Raw genomic sequence first — 18,682 nt, forward strand, 5'->3', positions numbered from 1 at the left:
ACTGTAATATTTTACGTACATAAATGTTAAAAGGGTTCATAATTAATTCTGAACCCTTTTTTTAACGGATATTTGCCGATTCATCTACCAAAACATTTAATGGATATCGAATTAAAGAAAGAAACTGCGGCTGTAAAAAAGAATTTTGATTTCGTTAATACCATCCGGTGTATCTCCATGATGGGTATTGTATTTGAGCACAGCCACATTGTTCAGGCTCCTATGTATAATACCATTGGGGATACGATTGTGGAAGCAGGCGTTATACAGTTTTTTAAGTTCTCTACAGTAGCCTTTTTTTTGATAGGTGGTTTCCTGATAAACCATAAATTTCAAGAGTATTCAGCAGTCCAATATCTAAAAAATAGGTTCAAAAATACAGTAAGCCCTTGGCTTTTCTGGATGTTTGTTTTTATTGCCATTACAATGCTGGATAGGTGCGTTGCTTTTTTTAAAGGAAGTGATGGTGGCTTAATGTTTACAAATTTCTGGGCTTATATCTCGGATTTTGTTTACCGGGTATTGTTCTTTAGCCCGTACTGGTTTATTCTTAATTTTTTAATCTGTATTACCTTATTGCTGGTGTTTAAAAAATATCTTTATAAGTATTGGCTTGGGGTATTTTTTGGATTAATTTCACTTGTGTATAGTGTAAATTTATATTTTAAATGGTTCGAAACTACGCATACTTCTGCCCTTTTTGGTTTTGTATTCTATCTGTGGCTTGGGGTATATTTAAACAGATATTATGTAGAGGTAAAGAAGTTTGTAAAAGAAACACCGTGGTTAATCTGGATATTTTGTTTAGTATTAACTTTTGCGCTGGGCATTGGAGAATCTGTAATCCTTATTAAATTAGGAAGTAAAGATGCTTACAATACGCTTCGTATAACAAATATTATTTATTCGTTTGTAGCCTTTGGAGTTTTACTTAAAATAGGAAACATTAAAATCCTTAATCGCCTTAAGCCCAGGGAAACGACATTTGGAATATATTTATTACACAGTATCGTAATTGAAAGGCTTTTACCCCTGATTTTTCAACCTTTGAAATTAGATGTGGAACATTATAATGTTTACGAAAACACAGGGTTGCTAGTCTTTAGATTTTTAATAGCCTATTCTATCAGCTATTTGTTATCTGCAGTACTTATCAAAACCAGAATGAAATGGACTGTTGGGCAGTAATCTAGTCTAAAATTTGTTTAAGACTGTTTTTTGCTGCCCTTCTAAATTTCTTAAAATTAAAATAGTTCCTTTCGAATATCTCAGTTTTAAAGTACCATTTTAAGTTCAGACCATTAATCTGGTCAGATATTAAAATCTCCATCCATTTATTAAACAGAAAACGATTAAATCGTTCTGGGTTATGTCTTTTAGAAATATTGTTAGCTAATTTAAGCTCATGGAACAGGTTTAAATAATCACCTAAGTGTGTTTTACTGAGACTCCAGTTGAACAATTCAACATGTAAATTAATCCACTTTGCATGATTTGTTAAGCCAATATGTTCTTGCATACTACTGATAATTTTTCTCTCATTTGCAAGTCTTATATCTAGGTTTAATGAAGAGGTATTATTGCTATGGATACGATAATCGACAAGTGTTTCATCCAGGTTTGCAACTTGATACTTCTCTGCCATTCGTATAAAAAGGTCAAAATCTTCGGATATTGTATAGTTTTGGTAACCCCCAAGTTCGATAAAAACATTGGTTTTAAACATCGTTGTAGAATTAACGAAAGGATTTCCGAACAACATAAATAAATCAACCGTATTATCTACCGGTACCATTAATTTTGTTCCTGTTTTTTCGCTATGCTCATTAATTATCGCTGCATGACCACCACATAGTACCACATCTGGGTTAGCCAGAAGATACTTGTACTGAAGTTTAAGTCTATTGGGATAAGCAATGTCATCTGCATCCAGTATTGCAATATATTCACCCTTTGCCAACGTTAACAAGAGGTTTCTGGTATAAATCAAACCTTTATTACTTTCATTCTGTATCAGTCTGATTCTTTCATCATTAAATGATTTAACAATCGAAACAGTATCGTCAGTAGAACCATCATCTACGACAATCAATTCAAAATCAGGGAAGCTTTGGATTAATATGCTATTTATGGAATGTTTGATAAAATCTGCCTGATTGTAAGCAGCCATAAATACAGTTATTTTTGGATGTCCCATTATTTGCAAAATAGATAAATTTGAACTTAAGTAATTAGTTCCAAATATACCAACAAACTAGTGTGGTGTAAATGCAATTACATTATTTATGCTTTAATTTGCATATCCTGTAAAAAAAATAAGGTTACTTTCATATCGGAGATTAGATGAAGAAAATATTGTTTATAACGCATAACCTAGGTAGAACAGGTTCAGAAATGTTGCTTTGGTACTCTTTAACCAATTTAAACAAAGAGAAGTTTATGCCCCTTTTATTTACCAAAGATAAAGGTGTACTCATTGATGAACTGCCTGGTGAAATTAAACATTTCCTGCCCTATAAAAAAAATCCGAAAAGATCTTTAAGGCTTTTGAGGTCTATTTTAAAGATCTTTAAAATAGATTCTTTAGCATATCAGCTAAGCCAGATACATAAAAAAAACAAAGTGGATTTTTGGTATGTAAACACGATTGTAATTCCTGAGGTTTATCCAATAGCGAAGAAATTGGGGGTTAAAGTGATCACGCATGCGCATGAGTTACCATTAGCTTATAACTTTGTTTCTTATACAGATTTAGAAACAATTGTATCTTCATCAGCAGCTTTAATTGGCTGCTCGGAAGCTGTATGTGAAAAGATTACTAATATGGGTAGGCCTGATGTGAATTTGCTGTATGGATTTATCGATAAATCTAAAATAGTTTGTACAAAAACTGCTGAAGAAGTAAAGGCAAATACTGGTTTTAAGGATCAGGATTTTGTTTGGGCAATTTCTGGTAAAACATCTTTGATAAAAGGGGTTGATTTTTTGGTTTTGTTACTCCAGGAACTTCCAGATAATATTAAAATTATCTGGATTGGTGGAGAGGAAAATACGGGAATATACTATTATGCTAAAAAGGCTGTCGAAAATAAATACCCCGGTAGAGTTAAATTTTTAGGTGCACAAAGTACAGAATACTACAATTATCTTAATTCTGCCGATGGCTTTTTATTATTGTCCAGGGAAGATTCATTTCCATTGGTAATGTTAGAAGCGGCATCGCTGGGCAAGCCAATTGTGGGCTTTAATTCTGGAGGAATTAGCGAATTTGTAAAAGAGGGTACCGGGATTGTTGTAGATTCCTGGAGGGCAAAAGATTTAGCGGCAGCCATGATGGCGGTTAAAAACAATCCTGAAAGGTTTAACGTCGAAGAAATAAAGCGGCAAGCATCTGGTTATGAAGTAAAAAAACAGGTGTCGATTTTGGAGAATATACTGGATAGTGTAAATTAATATTATCCCCGATCGATCGCCGGTCTTTTTACATCATTAGGTTTTCGGATTATGCTGATTCCAGTCCGTTTTTTAACGCCTTTAAATAACGGTGACCATATTGCTGATCGGGCTCTAAGTGGCAGCCTTCTGCCCATTCATTCCAGGCGTTTACAAAAAATAAGCGCTCTTCTCCGTTAAAATGTTCATTGGTATATTGGGCTGTTTTTGTAACCCATTCCTGAAATTTCTCAGGGCTTGAGTTTACAAAAACGGTTGCATCTTTGGCCCTTCTTGCCGAATTATCCCAGCTCGGAAAAACTGAACGGAAGTATTTATACGGTTTGGGTGCTTTTTTTTCCATTTTATCAACCATTTCTTCATAGTCGAATACTTTATTGGCAAGCAGTCCATTCTCTTTTATAGCGGTTTTATGAAGTAGCTTCCTGAAAAAATGATTAATCGGTTCTTTTTTACTGTATTTCTGTAAAGGGATTGAAAAATCTGGGGCAAATTCCATACTGGCATCAAAATCATGGCCTTTAGGATCGAAATCTCTCTTGAAATTTTCTACCCTGATCAGATAGAGGTCTTCAAAACCAGCTTTTTTTGCTTCCTCGCGCCATATTTTTACGGCCTCGTTGATATTTGGATGAAGTTCTGACCGATACATCAGATAAACAGGCTTACCATCAATTTTGATATATCTCTCATCCTTAAAAAATGGCATTAGGTATTGGATATGTTCAAGGTCGTCTTTTAAGTCATATTCCTGCTTAATTAAAACATCTGCCTCCAACCCATCCCACCGCCTGGTCCAGTTTTCATTCGCCCAACATAAACAAAAAGGGAAATCAGGTTTTTTAGATTTTAACATTTGTTCCAATGGGTTTTCCATTAAAAGTTTTCCATTAAACCAGTAGTGGTAAAAACAGAAACCATAAACGCCATAAGCTTCTGCGAGGACAGCCTGCTCAATCATGGTGTCCAATAATCTAAGATCATAAAAGCCTAAATCAGTTGGCAAATGGGGCTGATAATGTCCTTTAAATTTTGGTTTCGATTTGGTAACATTTGTCCATTCTGTAAAACCTTTTCCCCACCATTCGTCGTTTTCCTTAAAAGGATGGAATTGTGGCAGGTAAAGGGCTATGGCCTTCAGGTTATTTTTGCTGGTAGAATTTTGCATAAACTGTTGATGTTAATATCCCATTTTTAAAGCGAAATTAAATCGGCTGATAAGATTTCTCTTTTTTAAATCGGGGAAATAATATGGATAATTTCTGATCATTTGAGTGATCAGAAACGTATTGTATCTGCTCTTTTTTGTAAAGCTATTATATAATTCAGTAATAAGATGTTTATCTTCTGTACTAAGGTTCGCGTAATCTTTTAAAATTTCAAGGTTTTTTGTTTTTTCCAAAAAACGAGCCTCATTTTGTTTACTGGAATTAGCCTGTTCCTCTTTATTCATTACAGAACTGCTGTGAATTCTGTGCCGTGTTAAATTGCTATTTAAATAGGCTATTTTTTGATGGTAAAGAGCAATGAAGCCCATCCACCAATCGTAGTAACCTTCATTAGGAATTGGTAATATATAGGTAATAAAGATGCGTTTAAAAAGGACAGTATGACCAGTAACAAAGTTATAAAAAAGTAAACTCCTGAAATCTCTCTTACCAAGTTCAGAAGTTTGCTGAAGCAGGGTTTTATTTAAATCATTATTATGTTCATCTACAAATACCGAATTAGAAAAAATGAGCCAGTTTTCGCCAATGTGGTTAAGCAAGAGTTCCAGTTTATTTAATTCCCATATATCATCCTGGTCACTGATTGCAATGTAATCGCCAGTGGTTAGTGTTATTGCTTTTTCAAAATTCTTGTTAAAACCGAGATTTTGCTTGTTTTGATATAATTTGATTTGAGGGTAAGATTTTTCAAAGGTTTTTACAATATCTATGGTGTCATCCGTAGAACTGTCATCGACTATAATAACCTCAATGTTTTTATAGGTTTGGTTTAAGATGCTTGTTAACTGCTGATGCAGGTATTTAGCTCCGTTGTATGTGCATAGCGCTATCGAAATTAGAGGTTGCATCGGCAGAAAAAGATTTAAGCATTTACAAAAACTGTTTTTACCGCTGCTTCAAATTCCTGTTCTTCACGGTAAAGGGCTTCACGGTAGGGAATAAAGTTCTTAATTTCTTCGTCGTAGTTGTTTAAGCAGGTATTTATCGTTTCTATGATTGCATCGATATTATCGTCTGTTTTATCAAAACGGTATTTTTCAAGGATTGGCATGTCCTGATCAAAAGCGGCCGAGCCTTCTTTACCGATAATCATACAGCAACGCATAATACAGGCCTCCCTTGGCATTCTTTCTTTGCCTGGGTGATAACCAAAATCTACATAAAGTTTGGCCCTATTCATCCTATCAGCTACTTTTTCGGGAGTTAATCCTTTTAATGCAACCCAGTTAAGGGTAGGGGTTTTGGCAATAATCTTCTGTAAATATTCCCCGTTTTTTACCGGATTGTAAATAATGATATCTTCTTTTGTGATCTGATTATCTACCCGCATAAAGAACTGGTGGTTCATATAATCGGATATTTGGCCAATTGGCTTTATTCCGGCTTTAGCTAAATGATCCATCGAAAAATAAGAATGGCCAATATTCGCAATACTCATTTCCTTTATTTTGGTTAATGTTGCAAACTCAATAGGATTATATATTTTTCTGATCCAGTAGATTGGTTTTCGCCTGGTTCGTCTGATAACAGGTGCTAACATTTTGTAATAGTTAGTTACACTTAACCACCAAATTATCTTTTTAATTTTGCTAAACTCCTTTTTAAAAATGATTTCAGGAGAAGTTTCGGGTAAGATCAGGAAATTGGATGTCGAGTTTTCTAGCGTTGTAACATAAGGTACGTTATAGCCTTTATAAAATGGATGAACCGGATCTGCCTTAGGCTTTACAAGCGGGAAATAGTACATTTTGGCGTTCATGCCCATTTTTATAAGCTGATGTGCCAATTGATGTAAGGCTTCTGGGCCACCGGTTGCAAAATTCGGTGCGCAGAAAATGTATATGGTAGAATCTTTCTTTATTTTAAGCATCTTTTTTAACCTCTAGTACATATAATTTCTTTGGCTTAAAAGCTTTATAATATTGCCTGACGAAAAATTTTATAGGTTGTAAATTGTAAAACCAGGCCGTAAACCAATTACCCGATAAATAGTAACGTGTAATGGTTGTTGTCATGAAACGGCCCCTAAAAGCGTGGTTGTACTTTTTGATAAATGCCTTTCTCAATCTACGGAAGGATTCATCGGGATTGCCGTTGCTTTTATGTATGATGTTAAAATCGATTACATAAGCGTTAAAACCCAAAACATCGGCAATTAGACATAAATCAGGGCCATACATGTGAAAACCAGATAAGTTATGCGAAAGTGCAAGGTTAGCACTGTTTTTAACGACCATGAAATTCTCGTCAACTGTTTTTGTTTTTAAGGGCAGTTTAGGTTCCTTAATTACTTTACCGGATCCCTGCGTAATGTTTGTGGCAATCCACTTAAGGTTTATGCCCCGGCATTGGCCAATATAGCCCAATTGGGATCGTTTTGTTCGATCTCGAGGATCCGTTCGGATAAATGTTTCCTGTCGTGATCGTGTATGATAATGTCCTGATGGCACAAGATGATGTATTTTCCCTTTGCCTGCTGTAGAAATTGATTTAATCCCTTAAAAGCTTCAAATCCGGATCCTTCTGTATTATCGATAAACAGATACTCACAGCTTTTTTCATCAAACCCTTTCTGAAGAAATGAATCAAGCATTTCTGTATATTCTGATTTTCTGGTTACTAGAGTGCATATCGAATATTCATATTCGTAAACAGGGGTGGAAATTGATCTGGCTAAATTTAAAGCTGTACCCATAAATTAATCAGTAAAAGCCTGCATATCGATTAAACGTTTGTATAAACCATTGGTAGCCATTAATTCGCTGTGACTTCCGGTTTCTACAACGCTACCTTTATCTATCACAATAATTTTATCGGCGTGCTGTATGGTACTTAAGCGATGCGCAATTACAATCGAGGTACGGTTTTTCATTAAATTATTGAGGGCTTCCTGAACCAGTTTTTCTGATTCGGTATCCAATGCAGATGTAGCCTCATCCAATAGCATAATTGGGGGTTTGCCAATACGGCTCTCGCAATACAAACACGTTGTCTTTGCCCGCCAGAAAGTCTATTTCCCCTGTCGCCAACAAAAGATTGGTAACCATTTTCTGTATTTTCAATAAAATCGTGCGCGTTGGCAATTTTTGCTGCAGCAACTACTTCTTCCATAGTTGCATTGGGATTGGCAAATGCAATGTTGTTAAAAATGGTATCGTTAAAAAGGAAAGATTCCTGGTTAACGGTTCCCATTTGTGCCCTGATGCTTTCAGCCGTAAGATCTTTGTAATCATGGCCATCAATTTTGATGCTACCCGATTTTGGATCATGGAAACGTGGAAGAAGATCCATTAAAGTACTTTTTCCACCACCCGATGGACCCACCAAAGCTATGGTTTTTCCCTTTTCGATGTCGAAGTTAATGTTGTTCAGAATCTGTTTTTCTCCATAACTGAAAGATACATCTTTAAACTTTATGGCATGGTTAAAGTCTTCAAGTGCTTTTGCTTCCGGTGAGTTAACCAGCAACGGTTTGGTGTCGATTAGATCTAAAACACGTTCGCCTGCGGCAATACCTGAATGGATACCGCTAAATGAATCAGTTAATGCTTTAGCAGGTCTCATCACTTGTGAAAAAATAGCGATATAGGCTATAAAGTCTGTAGCAGCAAGGGCATCACTTTGATTGTTTATTATGAGTGATCCTCCATACCAAACAATAGTTGCAACCATTAATACACCCAAAAATTCAGAAACAGGAGAGCCAAGTTGTTGCCTTCTTGTCATTTTGCGGGTTAAATTGGAGTAATAAATGTTTTCCTGATTAAACTTGTCTTTAATCCTTTCGGTAGAATTAAAAGCTTTTATAATCTTGATACCACTAAGTGCTTCGTCCAGAAAGCCAATCATTTTTGCGAAAGACTCATGAGATTCTTTAGCCTGTTGTTTTAGGCGTTTAACAATTTTACTGATGATAAAGGCTGATACAGGTATAACCAGTAAGGAGAAAAAAGTAAGTTTGGCAGAGATGTTAAATAGTAGAACAACATAAACAATTAAGGTTACAGGTTCTTTAAATACTACCTGAAGTGTATTGGTAACCGTAAATTGTACAACCTGTACGTCAGAAGCAACCTTTGATATAATATCGCCTTTTCGTTCATTGTTAAAAAAACCAACATGCATATTCATTACATTGTTGAATACTGTTTTGCGGAGGTTCAGAAGGGTATGGACTCTTAGATCCTCCATATACCTTTGAGAAAAATATTTAAATAGGTTAGAAAGTAGTACCGAAATAATAATTACAATACATACATATCCAAGTGTTTTTTCGGGACCATGTATATTTATTGAATCATTTACAAATTTCCTAAACTGGGCCAATATGTCAAAAGAGGAAGCTGCCTTTTCAGTTAGAGATTCTGTTTTACATTCTTTATTCTTGTTGTTCAGAAGTGTTTCGAAAAGCGGAGATAGTAAGGCCAGATTTAAGGTGCCAAATAAAATCGAAAGCAATGTTGCAATAACGTAAGGTATTGCAAATTTTTCTATGGGTTTAGCAAAAGATAATAAACGAAAATATGTTTTCATTTTTATTTAAAATGGAATATGTAAGATGGAATATGTTATAAAACAAGCCCAAAAAATCTAATTAAAACTTGGTAAAGGTACGGTTTTCAAATCAACCTTGTCGTTTTTGGGGAAAGCGGTCACTAAAATTACAATCGTTTAATTTTTTTATGGTTAACAGATTGATTGATAATGGCCATCACATCCGAAACATTTAGGTTAGAATTGTATTTATGTTTTAGGGCTTCTAAATGTGCTTTACTATCATTAATAAGATCTTTATGGGCTAAATAATCTTTATAGCTTTCCAATACCCAGGTTTTGCCAGTAAGCAGCTTAGGAATCAATTCGGTAAAAGCCTGTTGCAATGGGTATAAAGCTTTTCTTAATCCGTGCAGATGGATTCCCTGCAGGATGTAACGGTTGCGGTAGTAGATTTTTTTGATAAAATTGGATTTGATCTGCGTTTTTGTGCTACCGCTTACGTGATGGAAACATGAAGACCGGTGCTCGTAATAACATTTCCAACCCAATTGCCATGCACGTAGGCTTAAATCAAAATCTTCTGAAGAGAATGGGGAGTAAATTTCGTCAAAACCACCAAGCTCTTTTAATTTCGTTGCATCTACTAAAGCATTCGCCCCCGAAAGATAAGCAGTATAAACCTCTTCATCTGCAGCATTTTCGCTATAATAAAACTTATTTGCTTTTATTCGGCAACCGCTATAGTACAATAAACGGGCAGCATCTTCTATTCTGGTTTCATCAAAGCTCATAATGCGAGCCATGACCCCAAAAGTATCGGGCTTGTTAAAATACTTCCATTGATGTTCAAAGTAGTTTGGTGTAAGTTTAACATCAGAGTTTAAAAGCAAAATCAATTCGTATTTAGCTTCGCTGATGCCGTGGTTACAGGTAAAAGAAAAACCTCTATTCCGATCGTTAATAAGCAGTTTTACATGCTGGTAATTTGCTTTGATAAATAATATGCTATCATCTTTAGAACCATCGTCGATAACAATGACCTCAAATTCGGTATTTGCATTTTCGGCAGCGGCAAAAACCGAAGGGAGGTACTTTTCGAGCAGATGCCTGCCATTATAGTTTGGTATTACGATGGAAACGCTTTTCTGCATCTACTTTACAATTTTATAGTTTCGGTATTCAAATAAGCGCAAGCCGGTTAAGTCTTCAATTTTTTGTAAAACCCTTCTGCGGAAATTCATTTTCGGGGTTTCTTTGGTTAAATCTTTGTCAAACTTCCAGTTTGCGGCAGCAATTCTGGCCTGCATTACTTTTGGATGGCTACCCTTAAAATGCACTAAACGATCGGCATTGTGCATGTCGTAGGTATCCTGAACAGGATAATTTTCCTCTATCCACTCTGGTGTTTGATAAAATTGATTGAAGTTACGCACCTTGCCCTGTAAACCCTTTGGTGGTTTTACCCAACCATAATGATAGATGTAAGCATCAATTAATTTAACCTTTAGCTTTCTTTCATTAATCCTGAAGCCCTGAGCATCGCGATAAGAACTTACTCCTGATAGGTTTTTGATAATCCTAACTTCTCTTCTGTACCAACGCCTCGATTCTGCCAAATAATCATAAGAAGCGTAGAAGTGTTTATATTTTAAAAGGAGGGCTTCAACATTTGGATTATTGAGTTCCTGCTCCATTTCTTTTTTAATCAAAGGGAGATAATCTTCGTGTATTGCCTCATCCCCTGAATGTAGATCATCCAATCGGTATCGGCACTTATTTCGGCCAGGGCTTTATTGGTTTCGTCGGCAAAAACGCGTCCACCTTCCCGTATGCTGTCATCCCAAACCGTATCAATGGTCCTAATTTTAGGATCGATACTTTTAACCATTTCAGCAGTTTCATCAGAGGAATTGCCCAATGCCACGATAAAATCATCACACAAGGGTAACACTGAAAGTATGGCTTCTTTTGCGGGATAATCGTTTACAATTGCATTTCTTAAAAAGGTAAAACCGGTAACTTTCATTCGTGGTGGTGCTTTGTAGCTGATAATTTTTGTTTATTTGTACAAAGATAGTTTTATTGATGAATACGCACCTATCCATTTTAAGCGAAGTAAAGGCAGGTAACTACAGGGCTTTGGCAAGGGCGTTAACGCTTGTTGAAAATAATATTAACCCGGCCAGTTCGATTTTAAGGGATTTGGATTGTAAGGCCAATACAACTGTTTTGGGTATTACCGGGCCTCCCGGAGCGGGTAAAAGTACCCTGGTAAATGTGATAACCAATCATTTTGTAGCTGAAGGGAAACGTATTGCGATTTTAGCGATAGATCCTACTTCGCCATTTAATTTTGGATCTCTACTAGGAGACAGGATTCGTATGGCCAGTCAGTTTAACAATCCAAATGTATACATCCGATCGTTGGCTACACGGGGAGCGCTGGGTGGAATTTCTGCAAAAACAATCGAAATGGTCGATGTTTTAAAATCAGCTAAATTTGACCTAATTATTGTTGAAACGGTTGGTGTTGGGCAATCGGAGGTGGAAATAGCAGGCCTTGCCGATAAAACAATTGTTGTGCTGGTACCTGAATCTGGAGATGAAATTCAGAACATCAAATCGGGACTAATGGAGATTGCGGATTGTTTTGTAATCAATAAGGCTGATAGAGATGGCGCTGATACCTTTACCAATAATTTGAAGAAAATCGTTCATCAAGGGGTAAAGACGATCCCGATTTTAAAGACAATTGCCGATAAAAACTCAGGGATTGATGAATTGTGTGCCTGGATTGCCAAATCCCCAAAAACAGATCATAACCGTAAGGCATTCCTTTTTGCCGAAAAAGCATGGAAACTTATTCAGCATAAAAGAATGATTGATATTGATAAAAAAAAGCTGCGAGAAAAAATTCAGGCAGCTTTAAAAAATGATGACTTTAATATTTATCGCTTTGCGGATAGCTTTGACAGAGCTTAACTGGTTTTTTGTTTAAACCGGTTAGCTGAGCACTGTAAATCGCTAACTGAATTAACTGTTCATAATATCTTCTATCTCTCCTGCCTCTAATGGGATATCGGCCATTAAATCTACATTACCATTTGCTGTAATCAGGATGTTGTTTTCTAAGCGGATACCCAATCCTTCCTCGGGAATATAAATACCAGGTTCAACGGTTAAGATGTTACCAATGGCAAACGGCGTGTATCTCCCTGCAAAATCGTGTACATCTATTCCCAAATGATGCGATGTGCCATGCATAAAATATTTTTTATACACCGGATAGGCACGGCTTTGTTTTTTCACGTCTTCCAACGAAATCAAACCAAGATTAACCAATTGCTCTGTCATAATCTCTCCAACCTGTTCGTGGTAGGTATTCCACAATACACCTTCACCAATTAATTTAATAGATTCTTTCATTACATGGCGCACTGCATTGTAAACATCCTTTTGCCTTGGCGTAAATTTTCCATTTACCGGTATCGAACGGCTCATATCTGCATTGTAATTAGCATATTCTGCCCCAAAATCAAAAAGAATTACATCGCCATCTTTGCATTCCTGATTGTTATCGTTGTAGTGCAGAATGTTTGCATTGTGCCCTGACGCGATAATCGGTGTGTATGCATGTCCGGTTCCGCCCTGACGGATAAATTCGTGAATAATCTCTGCCTCGATCTCATATTCTTTTACCCCAGGCTTGGTAAATTTCAGTACCCTAATAAAAGCATCGCGGGTTATGGCGCAGGCTTTTTTGGTTAATTCTACCTCAACATCCGATTTAACCGCACGTAAATCCCGCATAATGGGTGCTGAACGTTCGTAATGATGCAATGGATATTTTGCCCTCATTTTTTCGATAAAACGGATATCGCGGTATGGAACTTCGTGAGAATACCGGTCGTTTTCATTTGTATTTAAATAAATATGTTCGGCGTAGTTAACAATACTGTGTAAAATGTTGTCAAAATCTTCCAGCCAATATATTGTTTCAATACCCGAAGCGGCCTTTGCTTGCTCTTTGGTGTACTTATAACCTTCCCAAACTTTAATATAATCGTTAGTCTGTCTTAAAAACAGGACTTCCCTGTACAAAGGATTAGGACAATCGGGATATAATAATAATATCGTTTGTTCCTGGTCAATTCCGGATAAATAAAATAAATCGGGATTTTGCTTAAAAACAAAGTTCTGATCGCCACTTCTTGGAAACTCATCACTTGCATTGAATATTGCTAATGAATTGTTTTTTAGGTGTTTATTGAAATTTTTTCTATTTAAAATAAATAATGACTGATCAATAGTAGGATATTTCATGAAAATGGTATTTTTATATGGGTAACGGCCAAATGTAAGAAAATGATCAATGACTGTGAAGTTTGGAACGGAGTTTGTATAAAAGTTTGAAAATTTAAAATTTTGTTTAATTTTGCGATTACTAAAAAATTAATCAATTAAATTGTTTAACCCTTAAAAAAGAAAAAGATTATGAATTATTCTACTTTAAAGAAAAGTGTTGCGCTTTCTTTAGTGGCATTAACAGGAGTTGCTTCTCTTGCTGTCGCTCAGGATGCTCCTGCAACCTCTTCTGCTGTCAAGGTATTTGGCGGTAGAGGTCAGTACAGAACTTGGTCTATCGGTGTACACGGTGGTGTTTTAATGCCAGTTGTAGCTATCGGTGGTTCTAACGACTTCAACAAATGGGATGCTAACTTAGGTTACGGTTTAAACATCCGTAAACAATTAGGTCACTCTTTCGGTTTAGAATTAAACGGAACTCGTGGTAAACTTTCTGGTAATAACGATGGTATTACTTCATCAGTTAAAGAATTCGAAACTCAATTACAATATGCAGTAGATTTACGTGGTGTTGTGAACTTAGGTTCTATCGATTTCTTACGTCGTGAAAACTCTGTAGGCTTCTTCTTAACAGCTGGTGCTGGTATGATGGCTTATGCTCCTAAGGTAACCACTACTTCAGGTGTAATCGACTGGAAAGGTAAAGCTATCGGTCCTGCTGATGACAGACACGATGCTAAAGACTACGTAAAAGGTTTCTATATTCCAGTTGGTGCTGGTGTTAAATTCAAGGTTTCTGAGCGTGTTAACTTTAACTTAGGTTACACTATGAACTTTGTTGACGCTGATAACGTGGATGGAATTTATGCTAAAGGTGAAAGTAAAGATAAATTCTCTTACGGTTATGCTGGTTTAGAATTCTCTTTAGGTTCTTCTGCTAAACCAAGTTTAGAGTGGACTAACCCATTAGCTACTATGTATGATGAGTTAAAAGATCCAACTTTACGTCAAGAAGTTGAAGCATTGAAAAACCGTGTTTCTGCTGTTGAGAAATCTGTTGAAGATTTGAAAAAAGATACTGACGGTGACGGTGTTGCTGATCAATTCGATAAATGTCCAGGTACTCCTGCTGGTACTGCTGTTGATGGTTCAGGTTGTCCTCTTCCAAAACCAGCTCCAGTTGAAACTGCTACATCTAACGTAACTGGTTTCGAAAAAATCGCTTTCGATTTCAACTCTTCAGTTTTAAAAACTGAGTCTTACCCTACTTTAGATAAATTATCTTCAGTGTTACGTGAAAACGGTGGTAAAGTAACTGTAAACGGTTACGCTTCAAGCGAAGGTACTGCTGCATATAACTTGAAATTATCTAAAGACAGAGCTAACTCTGTTAAAACTTACTTAGTAAACTCTGGCGTTAACGCTAGTCAAGTTGCTACTAAAGGTAATGGCGAAGCTAATCCAATTGCTTCTAACGATACTGAAGAAGGTCGTATCCAAAACCGTCGTGTTGAAACTGCTAGAAACTAGTATTTCAATATAAAATTTTTTTAAAAAAGTCCCGATGCAAATCGGGACTTTTTTTGTGCCGTTTAGTTTTCTGTGTTAAGCTTTTTCGCTAAGTTTGTATTATGTATTTCTTTCGAAAAAAGGATCCCAACAGGCCAACCAATATCAATATCAGGATTATGCATTTTATCAATGCACTGGCCATATCTATTTTTCTCGCAGGTATCATTTACAAGCTGATTCAGTGGCTTGCTAAGTAATCTTAAAAAACACTTATGAAACAAATTATTAAAACAACAAATGCTCCAGCTCCGATTGGGCCATATAGTCAGGCTGTACAAGCCGGTAACTTTTTATTCGTATCTGGTCAGGTAGCTATTAACCCTGAAAGTGGAGAATTAAATATTGGCAATATCGAAGAAGAAACACATCAGGTAATGCGTAACCTTAAGGCTGTGCTACTTGAAGCTGGATTAAACTTTGATCATGTGGTAAAGTCGACAATCTTTTTAAGCGATATGGGTACCTTTGCACAGGTTAATGAAGTTTATGGTCAATATTTCACTGCCGATTTTCCGGCTCGCGAGACTGTTCAGGTTTCTGTATTACCTAAAAATGTAAACGTAGAAATTTCTGTGATTGCCATTGTAGGATAATTTTGGCTGCAGCTAGAAGCAAATATTTTATTGCTGGCATTGTTCCTTACATTATCTGGGGAACAATGTCAATTCCTTTGCGTAACATAAAAGGCTTTCCGCCACAAGAAATTTTATATTACCGGATATTTGTTTCCATATTAATGGTTTGGTCAACAATTTTGTTGTTTAGAAGAGCAAGCCTTAAAAAGGATTATACTTTTTTTAAATCTCTGAACTCGTCTAATAAAACCAAACTGATACTGCTGACCGTCTTATCAGCTTTTCTAATTACTGGAAATTGGTTTACCTATATTTATGCAGTAAATGGTGTGAGTTTAAAGGCCGCTGCTTTTGCTTATATGGTTTGCCCATTGCTAACTGCCCTCTGTGGCTTTATTGTCTTAAAAGAGCAATTAAGCAGAGAAAAAATCATTGCACTAATCGTCGCGCTAATCAGTATTCTGCTTTTGGCAACAGGTTCTTTACAAGAGGTGCTTTGGGCCATTCTGATTGCTTCATTTTATGCTGTTTACGTAATTGTTTTAAAAGTAATTAAGGGAATTGATAAATTTAATTTTCTTGGTGTACAATTAATTCTGTCGGGCTTTATGATGCTGCCTATGTATTTGGTTAATTCAGATCTGTTTCCAATCGAAACCATTTTTTGGTCGCATATCTTTTTAATTGCCATCGTATTTACCATTATCCCTTTATTTTTAAATTCTTATGCCCTGTTGGGGATGCCCTCATCGGCCTTGGGCATTTTAATTTATCTTAATCCTATTGTTGCTTTTGCAGTGGCATTTTTCTATTTCAAAGAACAAATAGATAGTCATCAGCTTTTTGCTTATTTGCTTTTACTATTGTCTATCGTTATTTTTAATGCGCAATTGCTAAAAAATATAGTTTATAAGAAACAATAATTATTTTGTTTAATTCGATCCTAGATACTCCTGTTGAATTTATAAAAGGCGTAGGGCCTAGTCGTGCCGATGTTTTGAAAAAAGATTTAGGTCTTTTTACTTTTCAGGATATGCTGGCGCATTATCCCTTTCGGTATATCGATCGTACCAAGTATTTTAAGATCAATCAAATCAATATCGATTCTCAATATATTCAGATCATTGGACGGATAATTGGTAAAAAGGTAATTGGCGATAAAAGATCAAAGCGGGTTGTAGCTATTTTTAAAGATGAAACAGGAATAATGGAACTGGTATGGTTTCAGAGTTTAAAATGGGTTGACGATAACATTCAAGTGGGTACGGCTTACGTGGCATTTGGTAAGCCAACATCCTTTAATGGTACCTTTAGCATTTCTCATCCCGAAATGGAGCTGTATCAGAATAAGCCTGTTGGCAGAGGAAATTTAACCTTGCAACCTGTTTATAATTCGACTGAAAAGCTAAAAAAGTTCAATCTCGATTCTAAAGGTATTCAGCGCTTAATTGCAGGGTTGCTTGATCAGGTAATTCAGCAGGTGACCGAAAATTTACCTGCATATATAATCGATAAATACCAGCTGCCGGATAAAAGACTGGCATTACTGAATATTCATTTTCCAAAGAATCAAAAGGATCTGAGTGCTGCAGAAAGACGTTTGAAATTTGAAGAGCTATTCTTTATTCAACTTCAGCTTTTACATAACAAACAGCTTCGGCAGTTAAAATTTAAAGGGGTGGCTTTTGATAAGGTTGGAGATAAAGTGAACCGTTTTTACAAGGAGTTTTTACCCTTCGAGCTTACCAATGCGCAAAAGCGCGTGGTTAAAGAAATCAGGATTGATACCCAGCGTGGCGTGCAGATGAACCGCCTTGTACAGGGCGATGTAGGAAGCGGTAAAACCGCTGTGGCGCTAATGAGTATGCTTTTGGCTAATGATAACGGCTATCAGGCTTGTATGATGGCTCCGACCGAGATTTTGGCTCGCCAGCATTATGCTTCGATAACTGAATTGGTTACTGATGATTTAGTGAAAGTGGCTATTCTTACCGGAAATACCAAAAAGAAAGAGCGTACTATTTTGCATGAGCAGCTGGAAAGTGGAGAAATCGATATTTTGATTGGTACACACGCGCTGATCGAAGATAAAGTGCAGTTTAAAAATCTTGGTCTGGTAGTAATAGATGAGCAACACCGCTTCGGTGTAGAACAGCGTGCTAAGCTTTGGCGCAAAAATGTTATTCCTCCGCATATTCTGGTAATGACAGCAACACCCATTCCCAGAACCCTGGCTATGACTTTATATGGAGACCTGGACGTTTCTGTTATTGATGAACTGCCTGCAGGCAGAAAGCCTATTGAAACAAAACATCTTTTTGAGGGACAACGCCTCAGGATGTTTGGATTTATGAAGCAGGAAATCGCTAAAGGCCGTCAGGTTTATATTGTTTATCCCTTAATTAAGGAAAGTGAAAAATTAGATCTTTTACATTTAGAAGCTGGTGTAGAGCAGCTGAGTTATCAGTTTCCGCGACCAGACTACCAGATGAGTATAGTGCATGGACAAATGCCAAACGCTGATAAACAGTTCGAAATGCAGCAGTTTATAGCTGGTAAAAGCCAGATAATGGTAGCCACAACAGTAATAGAAGTGGGCGTAAATGTACCTAACGCTTCTGTTATGGTGATCGAAAATTCGGAAAGGTTTGGTCTTTCTCAGCTCCACCAGTTGCGTGGAAGGGTTGGTCGTGGCGCCGAACAATCTTTCTGTATTTTAATGAGTGGGAATAAGTTGAGCAAAGAAGGTAAAGTTCGTTTAGAAACTATGGTGAGAACCAACAACGGTTTCGAAATTTCGGAGATTGATTTACAGCTACGTGGCCCAGGCGATATTACCGGAACGCAACAAAGTGGGGTTTTAGAGCTGAAGCTCGCCGATTTAGCTAAAGACCAGGTTATTTTAGCTGAAGCCAGAAATACAGTAATTGCTTTATTTGAAGATGATCCACATTTGGTTAAACCAGAACACACTGCCTTAAAAGCTCATTTACAAAAGCTCGAAAGAGGAATCTCTTTTGATAAAATAAGCTAATCTCGACAGATTTATCA

The 18,682-nt window shown here is 36.5% G+C and carries 18 protein-coding genes and 1 pseudogene; 8 read left to right on the plus strand and 11 right to left on the minus strand.

Translation table 11 applies throughout. The features are described from left to right. Nucleotides 1-99: 99 nt before the first annotated feature. On the plus strand, nucleotides 100-1,188 hold the full coding sequence (locus G7074_RS10850) for an acyltransferase (RefSeq protein WP_166208360.1): 1,089 nt from the start codon (nucleotides 100-102) through the stop codon (nucleotides 1,186-1,188). A 1-nt stretch (nucleotide 1,189) separates the two neighbouring features. Here G7074_RS10850 and G7074_RS10855 read toward each other — a convergent pair whose 3' ends face one another. Then, on the minus strand, nucleotides 1,190-2,197 hold the full coding sequence (locus tag G7074_RS10855) for a glycosyltransferase (protein WP_166208363.1): 1,008 nt from the start codon (nucleotides 2,195-2,197) through the stop codon (nucleotides 1,190-1,192). Nucleotides 2,198-2,547: 350 nt separating this feature from the next. On the opposite strand from G7074_RS10855, the gene G7074_RS10860 reads away from it, so the two are divergent. Continuing rightward, nucleotides 2,548-3,453, plus strand: a complete 906-nt coding sequence (locus G7074_RS10860) for a glycosyltransferase family 4 protein (RefSeq protein WP_166208366.1) — start codon at nucleotides 2,548-2,550, stop codon at nucleotides 3,451-3,453. Between the two features lie 49 nt (nucleotides 3,454-3,502). Here the strand turns inward: G7074_RS10860 and G7074_RS10865 are convergent, their stop codons facing one another. The 9 genes and pseudogenes from G7074_RS10865 to G7074_RS27165 form a co-directional block, all read right to left on the minus strand. Next, nucleotides 3,503-4,621, minus strand: coding sequence for a glycoside hydrolase family 99-like domain-containing protein (locus G7074_RS10865; protein ID WP_166208369.1), 1,119 nt, complete (start codon nucleotides 4,619-4,621; stop codon nucleotides 3,503-3,505). 12 nt (nucleotides 4,622-4,633) lie between these two features. Next, entirely contained in the window at nucleotides 4,634-5,530 is an 897-nt protein-coding gene (locus tag G7074_RS10870; protein WP_166208371.1) for a glycosyltransferase, read from the minus strand. 14 nt (nucleotides 5,531-5,544) lie between these two features. Then, complete coding sequence (locus tag G7074_RS10875) at nucleotides 5,545-6,552, minus strand: hypothetical protein (protein WP_166208374.1); 1,008 nt, start codon at nucleotides 6,550-6,552, stop codon at nucleotides 5,545-5,547. Further along, on the minus strand, nucleotides 6,545-7,048 hold the full coding sequence (locus G7074_RS10880) for a hypothetical protein (RefSeq protein ID WP_166208377.1): 504 nt from the start codon (nucleotides 7,046-7,048) through the stop codon (nucleotides 6,545-6,547). Before G7074_RS10880 ends, G7074_RS10875 begins: the two co-directional genes overlap by 8 nt. Then, nucleotides 7,018-7,275, minus strand: coding sequence for a hypothetical protein (locus G7074_RS10885; protein WP_166208380.1), 258 nt, complete (start codon nucleotides 7,273-7,275; stop codon nucleotides 7,018-7,020). Before G7074_RS10885 ends, G7074_RS10880 begins: the two co-directional genes overlap by 31 nt. A gap of 105 nt (nucleotides 7,276-7,380) precedes the next feature. Further along, nucleotides 7,381-9,215, minus strand: a pseudogene (locus G7074_RS10890) (ABC transporter ATP-binding protein). Nucleotides 9,216-9,343: 128 nt separating this feature from the next. After that, nucleotides 9,344-10,330 carry a glycosyltransferase family 2 protein gene (locus G7074_RS10895; protein ID WP_124558162.1) on the minus strand — a complete coding sequence of 329 codons (987 nt, stop codon included), beginning with the start codon at nucleotides 10,328-10,330 and terminating at the stop codon, nucleotides 9,344-9,346. Next, nucleotides 10,331-10,888: a hypothetical protein gene (locus G7074_RS27160; RefSeq protein WP_240916521.1), complete on the minus strand. Its 558-nt coding sequence runs from the start codon at nucleotides 10,886-10,888 to the stop codon at nucleotides 10,331-10,333. After that, nucleotides 10,885-11,205, minus strand: coding sequence for a hypothetical protein (locus G7074_RS27165; protein WP_240916522.1), 321 nt, complete (start codon nucleotides 11,203-11,205; stop codon nucleotides 10,885-10,887). Before G7074_RS27165 ends, G7074_RS27160 begins: the two co-directional genes overlap by 4 nt. Nucleotides 11,206-11,264: 59 nt before the next feature. Between G7074_RS27165 and meaB the strand changes: the two genes are divergently transcribed. Further along, nucleotides 11,265-12,161, plus strand: a complete 897-nt coding sequence (gene meaB, locus G7074_RS10905; RefSeq protein WP_124558160.1) for a methylmalonyl Co-A mutase-associated GTPase MeaB — start codon at nucleotides 11,265-11,267, stop codon at nucleotides 12,159-12,161. A gap of 51 nt (nucleotides 12,162-12,212) precedes the next feature. On the opposite strand, the gene G7074_RS10910 is transcribed toward meaB, so the two are convergent. Then, nucleotides 12,213-13,502 (minus strand): aminopeptidase P family protein, encoded by a 1,290-nt coding sequence (locus tag G7074_RS10910; protein WP_166208383.1) that lies wholly within the window; start codon nucleotides 13,500-13,502, stop codon nucleotides 12,213-12,215. Between the two features lie 171 nt (nucleotides 13,503-13,673). On the opposite strand from G7074_RS10910, the gene G7074_RS10915 reads away from it, so the two are divergent. From G7074_RS10915 to recG, 5 genes are all read left to right on the plus strand, one after another. Beyond that, complete coding sequence (locus G7074_RS10915; RefSeq protein WP_166208385.1) at nucleotides 13,674-15,014, plus strand: OmpA family protein; 1,341 nt, start codon at nucleotides 13,674-13,676, stop codon at nucleotides 15,012-15,014. Nucleotides 15,015-15,172: 158 nt separating this feature from the next. Continuing rightward, nucleotides 15,173-15,253, plus strand: a complete 81-nt coding sequence (locus G7074_RS27920; RefSeq protein ID WP_370526646.1) for a hypothetical protein — start codon at nucleotides 15,173-15,175, stop codon at nucleotides 15,251-15,253. A 15-nt stretch (nucleotides 15,254-15,268) separates the two neighbouring features. Next, a complete protein-coding gene (locus G7074_RS10920; protein ID WP_166208387.1) occupies nucleotides 15,269-15,649 on the plus strand; it encodes a RidA family protein in 381 nt (126 codons plus the stop codon). A 2-nt stretch (nucleotides 15,650-15,651) separates the two neighbouring features. Continuing rightward, nucleotides 15,652-16,554: an EamA family transporter gene (locus G7074_RS10925; protein WP_166208389.1), complete on the plus strand. Its 903-nt coding sequence runs from the start codon at nucleotides 15,652-15,654 to the stop codon at nucleotides 16,552-16,554. Nucleotides 16,555-16,559: 5 nt separating this feature from the next. Beyond that, nucleotides 16,560-18,665: an ATP-dependent DNA helicase RecG gene (gene recG / locus G7074_RS10930; RefSeq protein WP_166208391.1), complete on the plus strand. Its 2,106-nt coding sequence runs from the start codon at nucleotides 16,560-16,562 to the stop codon at nucleotides 18,663-18,665. The last annotated feature ends 17 nt before the right edge of the window (nucleotides 18,666-18,682 follow it).

It is taken from the genome of Pedobacter sp. HDW13, assembly GCF_011303555.1.
Lineage (GTDB): Bacteria > Bacteroidota > Bacteroidia > Sphingobacteriales > Sphingobacteriaceae > Pedobacter.